The 14,291-nt window shown below is 59.1% G+C and carries 10 protein-coding genes; 5 read left to right on the top strand and 5 right to left on the bottom strand.

Features of this window, described 5'->3' with window-relative positions:
• Positions 1 to 56: 56 nt before the first annotated feature.
• The 5 genes from ACEN8Q_RS19365 to ACEN8Q_RS19345 form a co-directional block, all read right to left on the bottom strand.
• Entirely contained in the window at positions 57 to 1,652 is a 1,596-nt protein-coding gene (locus tag ACEN8Q_RS19365; protein ID WP_413703589.1) for an ABC transporter substrate-binding protein, read from the bottom strand.
• Positions 1,653 to 1,730: 78 nt separating this feature from the next.
• Complete coding sequence (locus ACEN8Q_RS19360) at positions 1,731 to 3,164, bottom strand: OprD family porin (protein WP_413703588.1); 1,434 nt, start codon at positions 3,162 to 3,164, stop codon at positions 1,731 to 1,733.
• A gap of 174 nt (positions 3,165 to 3,338) precedes the next feature.
• On the bottom strand, positions 3,339 to 4,940 hold the full coding sequence (locus ACEN8Q_RS19355; RefSeq protein WP_413703587.1) for an ABC transporter substrate-binding protein: 1,602 nt from the start codon (positions 4,938 to 4,940) through the stop codon (positions 3,339 to 3,341).
• Positions 4,941 to 5,243: 303 nt separating this feature from the next.
• On the bottom strand, positions 5,244 to 6,869 hold the full coding sequence (locus ACEN8Q_RS19350; RefSeq protein WP_413426902.1) for an ABC transporter substrate-binding protein: 1,626 nt from the start codon (positions 6,867 to 6,869) through the stop codon (positions 5,244 to 5,246).
• A 472-nt stretch (positions 6,870 to 7,341) separates the two neighbouring features.
• Complete coding sequence (locus ACEN8Q_RS19345; RefSeq protein WP_413426900.1) at positions 7,342 to 8,058, bottom strand: SIMPL domain-containing protein; 717 nt, start codon at positions 8,056 to 8,058, stop codon at positions 7,342 to 7,344.
• Positions 8,059 to 8,363: 305 nt separating this feature from the next.
• Here ACEN8Q_RS19345 and ACEN8Q_RS19340 point away from each other — a divergent pair, with 305 nt between their 5' ends.
• The 5 genes from ACEN8Q_RS19340 to kdgD all read left to right on the top strand — a co-directional run bounded on the left by ACEN8Q_RS19340 (position 8,364) and on the right by kdgD (position 14,284).
• Positions 8,364 to 9,626 (top strand): ATP-binding protein, encoded by a 1,263-nt coding sequence (locus tag ACEN8Q_RS19340; protein ID WP_413426898.1) that lies wholly within the window; start codon positions 8,364 to 8,366, stop codon positions 9,624 to 9,626.
• Positions 9,619 to 10,179: a response regulator transcription factor gene (locus tag ACEN8Q_RS19335; protein ID WP_008000948.1), complete on the top strand. Its 561-nt coding sequence runs from the start codon at positions 9,619 to 9,621 to the stop codon at positions 10,177 to 10,179. The genes ACEN8Q_RS19340 and ACEN8Q_RS19335 overlap by 8 nt, the downstream gene beginning before the upstream one ends.
• Positions 10,180 to 10,276: 97 nt before the next feature.
• Positions 10,277 to 12,004: an ABC transporter ATP-binding protein/permease gene (locus ACEN8Q_RS19330; RefSeq protein ID WP_413426896.1), complete on the top strand. Its 1,728-nt coding sequence runs from the start codon at positions 10,277 to 10,279 to the stop codon at positions 12,002 to 12,004.
• A gap of 193 nt (positions 12,005 to 12,197) precedes the next feature.
• The gene (locus ACEN8Q_RS19325; RefSeq protein ID WP_181456723.1) at positions 12,198 to 12,947 is read left to right on the top strand and encodes a FadR/GntR family transcriptional regulator; all 750 of its coding nucleotides are present in this window, start codon (positions 12,198 to 12,200) and stop codon (positions 12,945 to 12,947) included.
• Between the two features lie 425 nt (positions 12,948 to 13,372).
• Positions 13,373 to 14,284: a 5-dehydro-4-deoxyglucarate dehydratase gene (gene kdgD / locus ACEN8Q_RS19320; RefSeq protein WP_057398863.1), complete on the top strand. Its 912-nt coding sequence runs from the start codon at positions 13,373 to 13,375 to the stop codon at positions 14,282 to 14,284.
• Positions 14,285 to 14,291 lie beyond the last annotated feature (7 nt).

Here is a 14,291-nt window from a genome sequence, read left to right as displayed (position 1 = left end):
CAGCCGGTTAGGCGTGCCCGGCATGCCTGGGTCAGGCATGCCGGGAGTTTTCTTATCTACTTCACCTGGGTGGTGGCGAAGTTATTCGTGGTGAGGGGGCTAATGTTATAGCCCTCTACGTTGTTGCGCATTGCGGTAAACATTCTAGTGTGCGCCATGCTGATCCATGGCTGGTCCTGGTTGAAAACAACCTGGGCCTGCTCGTAGAGGGCTGCACGCTCGGCCGGATCGGTTTTTTCCCGGGCCTGGTCGATCAGCGCCTGGAACTTGTCACTGCACCAGCGGGCGTAGTTTTCTCCGTTCTTGGCCGCTTCACAACTGAGCATAGGCGTCAGGAAGTTATCCGGGTCGCCGTTATCGCCCGCCCATCCGGCGGAAACCATATCGTGCTCGCCGTTTTTCGCGCGTTTGAGCATTTCGCCCCATTCCATCACGCGGATGTCGATCTTGATCCCGACCTTGGCCAGGTCGGCTTGCATCATCTGCGCGCCGAGCATCGGGTTCGGGTTGGTCGGACCGCCACCGTTGCGGGTGAACAGGGTGAACGTGGTGCCTTCCGGTACGCCGGCTTCCTTGAGCAGGGCGCGAGCCTTGTCCAGGTCACGTGGCGGGTTTTTCAGGCTGTGGTTAAAGCCCAGCAGGGTATCCGGGAACGGGTTGACGCCCACGGTGGCATTGCCCTTGCCGAACAGCGCGTTGACATAGGCTTCCTTGTCGAAGGCGATGTCGATGGCTTTGCGCACGCGCACGTCGCTCATGTACTTGTGCTGGGTGTTCATGGCGATATACGAAACGGTCATGGCATTGAGTTCATCGACCTTCAGCTTCTGGTCTTTCTTGATGCTCGGGATGTCATCCGGCTTCGGATACAGCGCGACCTGGCACTCGTTGGCCTTGAGCTTCTGCAGGCGCACGTTGTTGTCGGTCGCGATGGCCAGGATCAGCGAATCGGCTGGCGGCTTGCCGCGGAAGTAGTCCGGGTTGGCCTTGAAACGAACCTGGGCATCCTTGTTGTAACGCTGGAAGACAAACGGGCCGGTGCCGATCGGCTTGCTGTTCAGGTCGCCGGTCTTGTTGGCCTTGAGCAGCTGGTCGGCGTATTCGGCCGGGTAGATCGAGGAGAAGGCCATGGCGATGTCGGCCAGGAACGGCGCTTCGCGACGGGTCAGGGTGAACTTGACCGTGTTGTCGTCGACTTTCTCGACGTTTTTCAGCAGTTCCTTGAAGCCCATGCTTTCAAAGTACGGGAAGCCCACGCTCGACAGCTTGTGCCACGGATGATTCGGGTCCAGCTGACGCTGGAAGCTCCAGACCACGTCGTCGGCGTTCATGTCGCGGGTCGGCTTGAAGTATTCGGTGGTGTGGAACTTGACGCCTTTACGCAGGTGGAACGTGTACGTCAGGCCGTCTTCGCTGATGTCCCAGGATTCGGCCAGCGCCGGAATCACTTCGGTGGTACCGGGCTTGAAGTCCGCCAGGCGATTGAAGATGGTTTCGGCCACGGCGTCGGCGGTGACTGCAGTCGTGTACTGGACCATGTCGAAGCCTTCGGGGCTGGCTTCGGTGCAAACCACCAGGGGTTTGGCCGAGACACCGACAGCGACACTGAGCAAAGCAGCCGCGATGGCCGCACGTAGGGGAAGCATTTTCATCAAGAACCCTCTGCAATCAGTTAAAGGACAAAAGCCGAACGGCCGATTCATCGCTGAACCCACCGTTCGGCAGCGGTATTACAGGATGTTGAACGGAACCGTGGTCACGAGACGGAACTCGTTGATGCTGCCGTCAGCCTGGTTTTCGCTGGCACGGTGAGCGGTGTAGGTGCCGCGGATCGTGGTGGCCTTGAGCGGGCCGCTCTGCACGGCGTAGGTCGCGCCGATGCCGTATTCATAATGGGTTTCGCCGTCCTGGGCCTGGATGCCGTCGTAACCCTTGCCTGCCACGCCGCCGTTGCCGGTGTAGTGAGTACCGTCGATACCCCAGCCGCGAGCCTGGTAGATGTTGAACTTCAGGCCCGGTACGCCGTATTCGGCCATGTTCAGACCGTAGGCAACCTGGAACGATTTTTCGTTCGGGCCGTTGAAGTCCGACAGCAGGGAGTTGGCCAGGTAGATGCCGTTGGTTTCGTGCAGGTAGTCGAAGTACTCGTTACCGTTCACTTCCTGGTACGAGAAGGTCAGGCTGTGAGCCTGGTGGGTCAGGCCGAACGACAGGGAATAGGTATCGTTGTCGATGTCGCCGATCAGGGCCTTACCGGTTTCCTTGGTTTTGTAGTAGTTCAGGCCGGTGGTCAGGCTCAGTACCTGGCTATCGCCCAGTACGTGAGAGGCGCCGAAGTAGTACTGGTTCCAGATGTCTTCAGCCTGGGTCGCCCAGAGGCTGGTGGTCAGGCTGGCGAGCGGGTTGTAGGTGATGCCGCCGGTGTAGACGTGATCAGTTTCGACGATGCCGTTGGCGTATTCGGTGCGGAATTTGCGCTGGCTTTCTTCTGTACGCGGTGAGTTGCGGTCGAAGGTGGCCAGGTCGAAGGCCAGGTTGTTCAGCTCTTCGCTGTGGATGGCCAGACCTTCGAAGCTCGAAGGCAGTGCACGGTTACCGATCACGTCGACCATCGGGCTGCTGAAGTTCATGCGGCCGGCGGTCAGGGTGGTGTTGGAGATACGTGCCTTGACGTTGGCCAGGCCCAGTTTGCTCCACTGGCCTTGAGCGTCGCCGCCTTCCTTGGTCAGGGTACGGTTGTTACCCGCGCCTGGACGAGTGCCCGGTGCGCCACCGTTGTTGGATGCCAGGTCCTTGCGGTCGCGATCCAGAGCGATCGCGTTGTAGGCCGCCACTTCAGTGCTGAAACCGACAGTGCCTTCGGTGAAGCCCGAGTTGTACTTGAGGATGGTGCCCTGGACCCAGTTGATCCGGCGATCGGTTGGAGTCGAAACGCCGTCCTTCTTGTAGGCGAATTTGGCGCCGCGTTGCAGTTGCTCGTTGGCGTACCAGTTACGCGTGGTGCCGGTGATCGACTGGCCTTCGACAAAGCCGGTGGCTTCGCTCTGGGCGCTTTTCTCGTTCACGGTAACCGGGGTGAAAGCCTGGCTTTGGGTTTCTGCGTAAGCCGTAGCGGTTACGCTGCTGATGGCCAAGGCCAATAACGCGGTGCTGCTCAGTTTCATGGGTAAAGCTCCTTACTTTCTTTTTTTATACCGGTCTTTTTTTGTGATCCGGCTATTGGTTTAGAACTCATTCACGGCATCGCAAACGTTTGCTGTCGACCAATTTGGCGAAAGACGGCAAAGCGTCTGCGTGGGGGCGGAAAAATCCGCCCCCTGGCATTTCTGGCTAATCGGTTATTTTTCTATGCTGACACCCGAGAACACATTGCGGCCGAACGGGCTCACCTTGAATCCTTCGATTTTGGCGCTCAGCGGCTGGTTGACCGTTGAGTGGGCGACTGGCGTGATCGGCACTTGCTGTTTGAGCAACTGCTGCGCCTGTTTGTAGAGCTGGGTGCGCTGGTCCCGGTCGGTGACGACCTTGGCTTGCTTGATCAGCTTGTCGTAAGCCGGATCGCACCACATGGAGTAGTTGTTGCCACCAATGGCATCGCAGCTGTACAGCGTGCCGAGCCAGTTGTCCGGGTCACCATTGTCACCGGTCCAGCCAATCAGGCTGATGTCGTGCTCGCCATTTTTGGTGCGCTTGATGTACTCGCCCCACTCATAGCTGACGATCTTGACCTTGAGGCCGATCTTCGCCCAGTCAGCCTGGAGCATCTCGGCCATCAACTTGGCGTTGGGGTTGTACGGACGCTGGACCGGCATGGCCCAGAGGGTGATTTCAGTGCCTTCCTTGACGCCGGCAGCCTTGAGCAATTCCCTGGCTTTTTCCGGGTTGTAGGCGGCGTCCTTGATAGTGTTGTCGTAGGACCATTGGGTCGGCGGCATGGCGTTGACCGCCAGTTGCCCCGCGCCCTGGTAAACGGCATTGAGAATGCCTTGCTTGTTCACCGCCATGTCCAGCGCCTGGCGCACTTCGAGCTGGTCGAACGGTTTGTGGCGCACGTTGTAGGCGATGTAGCCGAGGTTGAAACCAGGCTTCTCGATCAGTTGCAGGGCCGGGTCATTCTTCAGCGCGGTCACATCGGCAGGGCGCGGGTGCAAGGTGATCTGGCATTCGCCGGCCTTGAGTTTCTGCACGCGCACCGAGGCGTCGGTGTTGATGGCGAAAATCAGGTTGTCGAGCTTGACCCGGCTCGGGTCCCAGTAATGCTTGTTACCGGCGTAACGGATGTTCGAGTCTTTCTGGTAGCTCTTGAACACGAACGGCCCGGTGCCGACCGGCTTCTGGTTGATGTCGCTCGGTTTGCCTTGCGCCAGCAGCTTGTCGGCGTATTCGGCCGAAAGGATGGCGGCGAAGCTCATGGCGATGTTCTGGATGAACGCGGCGTCCACGCTGTTGAGCGTCATGACCACGGTCAGCGGCCCGGTCTTTTCGACCTTGGCGATGTTCTTGTTCAGGCTCATCCCGTTGAAGTACGGAAACTCTGTCGGATAGGCCTTACGGAAAGGTTGTTGCGGGTCGAGCATGCGATTGAACGTGAACAGCACGTCATCGGCATTGAAATCACGGGTTGGCGTGAAGTATTTGGTGGTATGAAACTTCACCCCTTCGCGCAGGTGGAAGGTGTACTTGAGGCCGTCCTCGGAAATATCCCAGCTCGTGGCCAGGCCCGGTACGACGTTGGTCGCGCCTTTCTCAAACTCTGCCAATCGGTTGTACAGCGGCTCGGCGGCATCGTTGTCGGTCGCAGTGGTGTACTGCGCCGTATCGAAACCGGCGGGGCTGCCTTCGGAGCAGAACACCAGGCTGTTGTTGGCGGCCTGGCTGATGGAAGTGGCGGCCAACAGGCCGGTGCCTAGCAATGCGGATAAAACCAAGGTATGGCGCATAACGCTCCCCTTTCTCTCAAAGTGTTGTCAGTGAGCCGCCGTCCTGTACGCAGACGTAGAGGCATCACTGATTTCAAGCCATGCACGCAGCAGTAACCGATGACCCACGCATGCACTGGTCGGATCCCGACGGTATGAGCCACGGGTCCGGCAGTAAATGCGTAGAGTCCTAAAGACTCGTAGGAAATGGCAACGCGTCCTCACCCGATGCTGTAGCCAGCTGCGGATTTGGATGTAGGCGAATTCCTGCTTTCTCGGTAGATAAAGCAACGGCGACGTCAGAAACGTCGCCGTTGCAAAACCTTATTTGCTGACGCTGACGCCGTAGAAGGAGTTCAAGCCAAATGGGCTGATCTTGAAATCCTGCACTTCGTTGCGCATAGGCTGGAACACCGTCGAGTGAGCGATAGGTGTCATTGGAACAGCGTCTTTGAGGACGTGTTGCGCCTGCTTGTACAGTTCGGTGCGCTTGCCCTGATCGGTCGTGCGCTTGGCTTCTTTCACGATGCCGTCGAACTTCTTGTCGCACCACTTGGAGAAGTTGTTGCCTTGCAGGGAGTCGCAGCCGAACAGCACGTTCAGCCAGTTGTCCGGGTCACCGTTGTCGCCGCTCCAGCCAATCAGCATCGCGCCGTTCTCGCCGCCTTTGGAGCGCTTGATGTACTCGCCCCATTCGTAGCTCTGGATTTTGGCCTTGATACCGATCTTCGCCCAGTCGGACTGCAGCATTTCTGCCATCAGCTTGGCGTTCGGGTTGTACGGACGCTGTACCGGCATCGCCCACAGAACGATTTCGGTGCCTTCCTTCACACCGGCTTCCTTGAGCAGCTCTTTGGCTTTCTCAGGGTTGTACGGTGCATCCTTGATAGTGGTGTCGTAGGACCACTGGGTCGGTGGCATGGCGTTGACGGCCAGTTGGCCCGCGCCCTGGTAAACCGAGTCGATGATCTGCTGCTTGTTGACGGCCATGTCCAGTGCCTGACGCACTTTCAGTTGGGCCATCGGGTTCGGCTTGTCGTCACCCTTGATCTTGTCCATCACGTTGTAGGCGATGTAACCCAGGTTGAAACCAGCCTGATCAGGCACTTTCAGGGTTTTGTCTTCCTTGAGCGCCTTCAGGTCGGCCGGACGCGGGAACAGAGTGATCTGGCACTCGTTCTTCTTCAGCTTCTGGATACGTACCGACGGGTCGGTGGTGATGGCGAAGATCAGGTTGTCGATCTTCACGTCGTCAGGCTTCCAGTAGTCCTTGTTCCCGGTGTAGCGGATGTTAGAGTCTTTCTGGTAGCTCTTGAACACGAACGGACCGGTGCCGACCGGCTTCTGGTTGATGTCGGCGGCTTTGCCTTCCTTGAGCAGCTGGGCAGCGTACTCGGCGGACTGTACCGAAGCGAAACTCATGGCCATGTTCTGGATGAACGCGGCGTCAACTTCCTTGAGGGTGAACTTGACGGTGTGGTCGTCGACTTTATCGATCTTGGTGATGTTGGTGTCCATCCCCATGTCGGTGAAGTACGGGAATTCGGTCGGGTACGCCTTACGGAACGGGTCATCCTTGTTAATCATGCGATTGAAGGTGAACAGCACGTCGTCGGCGTTGAACTCACGAGTCGGCTTGAAGTACGGAGTAGTGTGGAACTTGACGCCTTCACGCAGGTGGAAGGTGTAGGTCAGGCCGTCATCGGAGATGTCCCACTTGGTCGCCAGACCAGGAACAACGGCGGTGCCGCCGCGCTCGAACTGGGTGAGGCGGTTGAACATGGTTTCTGCAGAGGCGTCGAAGTCGGTTCCGGTGGTGTATTGACCTGGATCGAAACCGGCCGGGCTCCCTTCGGAGCAGAACACCAGGTTAGTCGCTGCTTGGGCGAACGGTGCGCTGGCTAACAAGCTTGCGCCAACTAAAAACGGAATGACCGCGTGTTTAAGCATGGTGGCCTCATGATTTGTTGTCATTTTTGGAATTAGAGGACGACCTCGTGAGTCGTGCCTGCGGATACTTATGCAGGGGCCATACCCAATGCAAGATCCAGAGTGACTACAAGCCTTAAACGGTGGCACGAACGTACCTTAATGTCGCATTTGTATAACTCCTGACGCATTTGACCGTTTGCGCAGCTTTTTTACGGTGCAAACGACGCACTTTTAGGGTGCGTCCCGGACGCCTGGTGCTCCCGATCAGGGCGGGGTGTTACTTATTTATACCCCGTTTTGTGCGGTGGGTATGGCGTGAATAAGAGTGGTTATTGTTGCACTGATAGTGGCTAATTAATCTCAGTTGCACCTCGTGCAACTGCCAGCTTTTCTCAGTGGACTATCCAGTTATAGCTCATGCCTGAAAACTGCCCAAAAAAAACGGCGATCATGTGAGTGATCGCCGTTCTTCTGATTACGGGCTATCGATTCAAGGCATCAGCACTTCAATCGAACCATCGGCGGTCATGCTGACCTGGCTGGTACCGGCTTCGACATCCGGTGTCACCGGGGCGGCGTCCATGGCAGCGGCTTTCATCATCATCGGCGCGCGCAAGTAAGGCTGTGGATAACCGTTGCTGTTGAGGTTCAGGTTGACGATCTTGTAGCTCTTGCCGCCGAGGGCATCGGTGGCCAGTTGAGCGCGGGCCTTGAAGGCGCTTATGGCGTCCTTGAGCAGGGCGTCTTCGCTGGCCTTGCGGGTCGGGGTGGCGATGGCGAAGTCCATGCCGCCCATTTTCAGGTCGGTGAGCAGTTCGCCGGTCAGCTTCGACAGCGCGGCGAAGTCCGGGCTTTCCAGGCGCAGTTCGGCGCGCTCGCGCCAGCCGGTGATTTTCTGGCCCTTGGTGTCGTAGATCGGGTAGCTGTTGCGACTGCCCTGGCGCAGGGTGATGTCCTTGACTTGTTTGGCCTTGGCCAGCGCCTTGTTCATGGTGGTGCTGACGTCGGCGGCGAGTTTGGCCGGGTCGCTGTTCTGTTCTTCGGTGTAGAGGGTCACGATCATCAGGTCGCGGGCCACTTCCTGACTGACTTCGGCGCGCAGGGAAATCTGGTTGTAATGAAGCTCGTCGGCGGCCACGGCCGGGAGGCTGGCGACGGTGCCAACGCTCAGGGCGAGGAGGGCGGCGCTGCGGCGGAATGTGTGCATGAAGGCTCCTTGAAAGTTGCGCAGGGGTTAGGTCCGGGCCTGCGTGAAACCATCAGACTCTAGCTTTTATGCACTGGTTCGCACAGTTACAACTTCTATACAGATGCGCATGCCCTTTGTAGGAGCGAGCTTGCTCGCGAAAAATCCGGAAGCGTCACGGGAAGTCAGAATTCCCGCGTAATCGTTGGCGACCATCGCGAGCATGCTCGCTCCTACATGTGGCCGTTTGCCGCAGTTTTGCCTGTCGGCCCCCGCGCTTGGTTATACTCCCAGCGATCCGCCTGGAGCGCTCATCAGGAGAGCTCATGCTCGCCCCCGTTCAAATCACTTCCGCCACTCGCCAGAACCTCTGGCGGCTGACGTTCATCCGCACGTTGGTGCTGGCCGCCCAAGCCGGTTCCGTGGGCCTGGCCTACTGGCTCGAATTGCTGCCGCTGCCCTGGTTTCAATTGGCCGCGACCCTCGGTTGTTCGATGCTGTTGTGCGTGTTCACGGCGATTCGCCTGCGCACCTCGTGGCCGGTGACCGAGCTCGAATACGCCGTGCAACTGGCCTGCGACCTGTTTATCCACAGCGCATTGTTGTATTTCTCCGGTGGCTCGACCAACCCCTTCGTTTCCTATTACCTGGTGCCGCTGACCATTGCCGCGGTGACGTTGCCATGGCGTTATTCGGTGATCCTGTCGGGTATCGCGCTGACGATGTACACGCTGCTGCTGGCACAGTTTTACCCGTTGCAAACCTTCCCGATCGCGCGGGAAAACCTGCAGGTGTACGGGATGTGGTTGAGCTTCGCCCTCGCCGCCGCAGTGATCACGTTCTTCGCTGCGCGCATGGCCGAAGAGCTGCGCCGTCAGGAAGAACTTCGCGCCATTCGTCGCGAAGAAGGCCTGCGCGACCAGCAACTGCTGGCCGTCGCCACCCAGGCCGCCGGTGCGGCCCATGAATTGGGCACGCCGCTGGCGACCATGAGTGTGCTACTCAAGGAAATGCGTCAGGACCACCATGATCCGATGTTGCAGGACGACCTGAGCGTTTTGCAGGATCAGGTCAAACTGTGCAAGGAAACCTTGCAGCACCTGGTGCGCGCCGCGGAGGCCAATCGCCGTTTGGCGGTGGAGATGCAGGACGTCACCGATTGGCTTGATGAAGCCCTCAATCGCTGGCACCTGATGCGCCCGGAAGCCAGTTATCGCTTCCAGCGTCTCGGCCAGGGCGCAGTGCCGCGCATGGCGCCGCCGCCGGACTTGACCCAGGCTTTGCTGAATCTGTTGAACAACGCCGCCGATGCCTGCCCCGAAGGGCTGCAAGTGACGCTGGACTGGGATTGGGAAAACCTCACCATCAGCATTCGTGACCATGGTGCCGGTGTGCCGCTGGCCATCGCCGAGCAAATCGGCAAACCGTTTTTTACCACCAAGGGCAAAGGCTTCGGCCTGGGCCTGTTTTTGAGCAAGGCCAGCGTGACACGCGCCGGCGGCTCAGTGAAACTCTACAGTCATGAGGAAGGCGGCACGCTCACCGAGCTGCGCCTGCCCCGTGTCGCCCGAGGAGACGAACATGAGTGACGAGATCCAAGTCGAAGGCGAAGAACTGCCGCATTTGTTGCTGGTCGATGACGACGCCACATTCACCCGCGTCATGGCTCGCGCCATGGCCCGCCGCGGTTTTCGCGTCAGCACTGCCAGTTCGGCCGAGGAAGGCCTGGAACTGGCCAAGGCCGATCTGCCGGATTACGCCGCCCTGGACCTGAAGATGGACGGCGATTCGGGCCTGGTGCTGCTGCCCAAGTTGCTGGAAATGGACCCGGAAATGCGCGTGGTGATCCTTACCGGCTATTCGAGCATTGCCACTGCCGTCGAGGCGATCAAGCGCGGTGCCTGCAACTACCTGTGCAAACCGGCGGACGCCGACGACGTGCTGGCGGCGCTGCTGTCCGAACACGCCGATCTCGACAGCCTGGTACCGGAAAACCCGATGTCCGTGGACCGCCTGCAGTGGGAACACATCCAGCGCGTGCTGACCGAGCACGAAGGCAACATCTCCGCCACGGCCCGCGCCCTGGGCATGCACCGCCGCACCCTGCAGCGCAAACTGCAGAAGCGTCCCGTTCGCCGCTGAACCGGTGCTGAACGAATGCGGGCCATATCTCGCAACAAACCGAACCGATCCTCTATGATCGGTTCGTGCGTCTTCTTTTCTCTATCGAGCCTTATCCATGAATCAGAACGCTGAGTATTCCGCGGTCAACGATGCCGTGCGCGGGCAGTTTTTTCGCAAAGTGTGGGCGATGATCACGCCTTACTGGCGCAGTGAAGAGAAGGTCAAGGCCTGGACTCTTCTGATCGCGGTGATTGCGCTGTCGCTGATCAGCGTGGGGATCTCGGTGTGGTTCAACACCTGGTACAAGGACTTCTACAACGCCCTGCAAAAGAAGGACGAGGCCGCGTTCTGGCAACTGATCCTGTATTTCTGCGCGATTGCGGCGGTGGCGATCGTCGGCGCGGTGTATCGGCTCTACCTGACGCAGATGCTGACGATCCGCTGGCGGGCATGGCTCACTGAAAAGCATTTCACCCGCTGGCTGGGTGACAAGAACTACTACCAGCTGGAGCAGGGCGGTTACACCGATAACCCGGACCAGCGGATTTCCGAAGACCTCAACAACTTCACCTCCAACACCCTTGAGCTGGGTATCGGGTTGCTGCGCAATATCGTCAGCCTGGTGTCGTTCTCGATCATTCTGTGGGGCGTGTCGGGCAGCATTGAAGTATTCGGCATCACCATTCCCGGCTACATGTTCTGGTGCGTGCTGGTTTACGCCGTGGTCGGCAGCTGGCTGACACATTTGATCGGTCGTCGCCTGATCGGCCTGAACAACCAACAACAACGCTTCGAAGCCGACCTGCGTTTCTCCATGGTGCGGATTCGCGAGAATGCCGAAAGCATTGCGTTGTACAACGGCGAGCCGAACGAAAATCGTCGGTTGAGCGGCCGCTTCGGGATGGTCTGGCATAACTTCTGGGACATCATGAAAGTGTCCAAGCGCCTGACTTTCTTCACCGCCGGTTACAGTCAGGCCGCCATCATCTTCCCCTTCATGGTGGCGGCGCCGCGTTATCTCTCCGGCAAGATCGAACTCGGCGAACTGATGCAGATCAGCTCGGCATTCGGCAATGTGCAGGAAAGCTTCAGCTGGTTTATCAGTGCGTACCAGAACCTCGCTTCCTGGCGCGCTACCTGTGATCGTCTGCTGAGCTTCCACCAGGCCATGGGTGACAACGAAGGGCGTGCACCGGCCATCGACGTACAGAATTCGGGCTCCGCTCTGAAGGTGCACAGCCTCGGCCTCGACCTGGCTGATGGTCGTCACCTGCTGACCAACGCCGACATGACCGTGGAGGAGGGCGACCGAGTGATGCTCAGCGGTCGTTCCGGCAGCGGCAAGTCGACCCTGCTGCGGGCGATGGGACATCTTTGGCCGACCGGCCACGGCAGTATTCGCCTGCCATCGGCGCGCTACCTGTTCCTGCCGCAAAAACCGTATTTGCCGATTGGCACCCTGCGTGATGTCCTCAGTTATCCACAGCCCGGCGATACCTATCCGAAGGAGCGCTACGTGCACGTGCTGGAAACCTGTCGCCTGCCGCACCTGATTGCCCGTCTCGACGAAGCCAACCACTGGCAACGCATGCTGTCGCCGGGTGAGCAGCAGCGCCTGGCCTTTGCCCGTGCGCTGCTTTATGCACCGCAATGGCTGTATATGGACGAAGCGACCTCGGCGATGGACGAAGAAGACGAGGCCACGCTGTATCAGGCGCTGATCGATGAGTTGCCGGGGCTGAGCATTGTCAGCGTCGGTCATCGCAGCAGTCTGAAGCGCTTCCATCCGCGGCACATCCGTATCGAGAATGGCCATCTGGTGGACCAGACCGTGACTGCCTGAACACCACCACACCCTTGTAGGAGCGAGCTTGCTCGCGATGGACTTGAAAACGCCGCGTGGATTCAGGACGCACGCGTTATCGTTAACCTCCATCGCGAGCAAGCTCGCTCCTACAGGGGTGAGGTGATCGTACAACCGCGTTGCGCTATGATGCGCGTTACAGCAGCCGAACTTTTCGAGACAGATGTTCACCATGGAAAACCCGAACGACGCACCACGCCTCCCACGCAAGCGCCGCAGCCTCGCTCAGGAACTGGTGACGGTGCTGTCCGAGCAGATCCGCGATGGTCATCTCAAGCGTGGCGACAAGCTGCCCACCGAGTCGGCCATCATGGATGCCCATGGTGTCAGCCGCACGGTGGTACGCGAAGCGATATCCCGTTTGCAGGCGGCCGGCCAGGTGGAAACCCGCCACGGTATCGGCACCTTCGTGCTCGACACACCGAGCCCGAGCGGCTTTCGTATCGACCCGGCCACCGTGGTGACCTTGCGCGATGTACTGGCGATCCTGGAACTGCGCATCAGCCTCGAAGTGGAGTCTGCCGGGCTGGCGGCACAACGTCGCAGCCCGCAGCAACTGGCCAACATGCGCGCCGCCCTCGATGCGTTGAATGAAAGCGCCGCCCACGCCAGTGATGCCGTGGCGTCGGACTTCGCCTTCCACCTCGAGATCGCGCTGTCCACCGGCAACCGCTATTTCACCGACATCATGACTCACCTGGGCACCAGCATCATTCCGCGCACACGGCTGAATTCCGCGCGCCTGGCCCATGACGACCAGCAGCACTACATGAGTCGCCTGAGCCGTGAGCACGAGGAAATCTACGACGCCATTGCCCGTCAGGATTCCGATGCCGCCCGTGCGGCGATGCGCCTGCACCTGACCAACAGCCGCGAGCGGTTGCGCCATGCCCATGAAGAGGCTGAGGCGCAGCGAGGTTAGGCTTTCTGCTTCACGCGATTCATCGTCTGATCTTCCGCCTTCGCGAGCAAGCCCGCTCCCACATTTGATCTCCGGCGCTCACAAGTTTTGTGTTCACTGAAGATTCAATGTGGGAGCGGGCTTGTCTCCGGGCGGCGATCCGACGAAGGGGCCAGTAGTCATCTCACAAACCTTCAGTCAGTCCAAAAAATCTTTCTCTTCCGACAACGTATCTCCACTAAGTCCGTCGGTCGAGCCAATTCCCCATGCCATCGCAACACCAAAGGCCCATAAGCATGGGCTAATCACCCTTCTTGTCGAACAATTTTCCCCCGCAGCGATGAAATGCAGTTGACGGTTGTATTTTAAGTTATACGATGACCTACAACTTCGGCGCAGGCTGAACGGTTTTCTCACACAACGTCGCTATCCAGGGTGTTCGAATAATGAATCCACAAGAACTGAAGTCCATCCTCTCTGCCGGTCTGCTGTCTTTCCCGGTCACCGATTTCAATGCTCAGGGCGACTTCAATCGCGCGGGTTACATCAAGCGTCTCGAATGGCTGGCCCCATACGGCGCCTCGGCGCTGTTCGCCGCGGGCGGCACCGGTGAGTTCTTCTCTCTGGCGGCCAGCGAATATTCGGAAATCATCAAGACTGCCGTCGACACATGCGCCTCCAGCGTGCCAATCCTGGCCGGCGTGGGTGGCTCGACCCGCCAGGCTATCGAATATGCACAGGAAGCCGAGCGTCTGGGCGCCAAAGGCTTGTTGCTGCTGCCGCACTACCTGACTGAAGCCAGCCAGGACGGCGTTGCCGCCCACGTTGAAGCCGTGTGCAAATCAGTCAACATCGGCGTAGTGGTCTACAACCGTAACGTTTGCCGCCTGACCGCGCCGCTGCTGGAACGTCTGGCCGAGCGCTGCCCGAACCTGATCGGCTACAAGGATGGCCTGGGTGATATCGAGTTGATGGTGTCGATCCGTCGCCGCCTCGGTGATCGCTTCAGCTACCTGGGTGGCTTGCCGACCGCCGAAGTCTACGCCGCGGCCTACAAGGCCCTGGGCGTACCGGTCTACTCCTCGGCGGTGTTCAACTTCATCCCGAAAACCGCGATGGACTTCTACCACGCCATCGCTCGTGAAGATCACGCCACCGTTGGCAAGATCATCGACGACTTCTTCCTGCCGTACCTGGACATCCGTAACCGCAAGGCCGGTTATGCGGTGAGCATCGTCAAGGCCGGGGCAAGAATTGCCGGCTACGACGCAGGTCCCGTGCGTGCGCCGCTGACCGATCTGACCGGCGAAGAGTACGAAATGCTCGCCGCGCTGATCGACAAGCAGGGCGCGCAATAACAACGAT

The organism is Pseudomonas sp. Pseusp16, assembly GCF_047324915.1.
In the GTDB taxonomy this organism is placed as follows: Bacteria; Pseudomonadota; Gammaproteobacteria; order Pseudomonadales; family Pseudomonadaceae; genus Aquipseudomonas; species Aquipseudomonas fluorescens_CD.
This window is presented reverse-complemented; position numbering and strand designations above follow the sequence as displayed.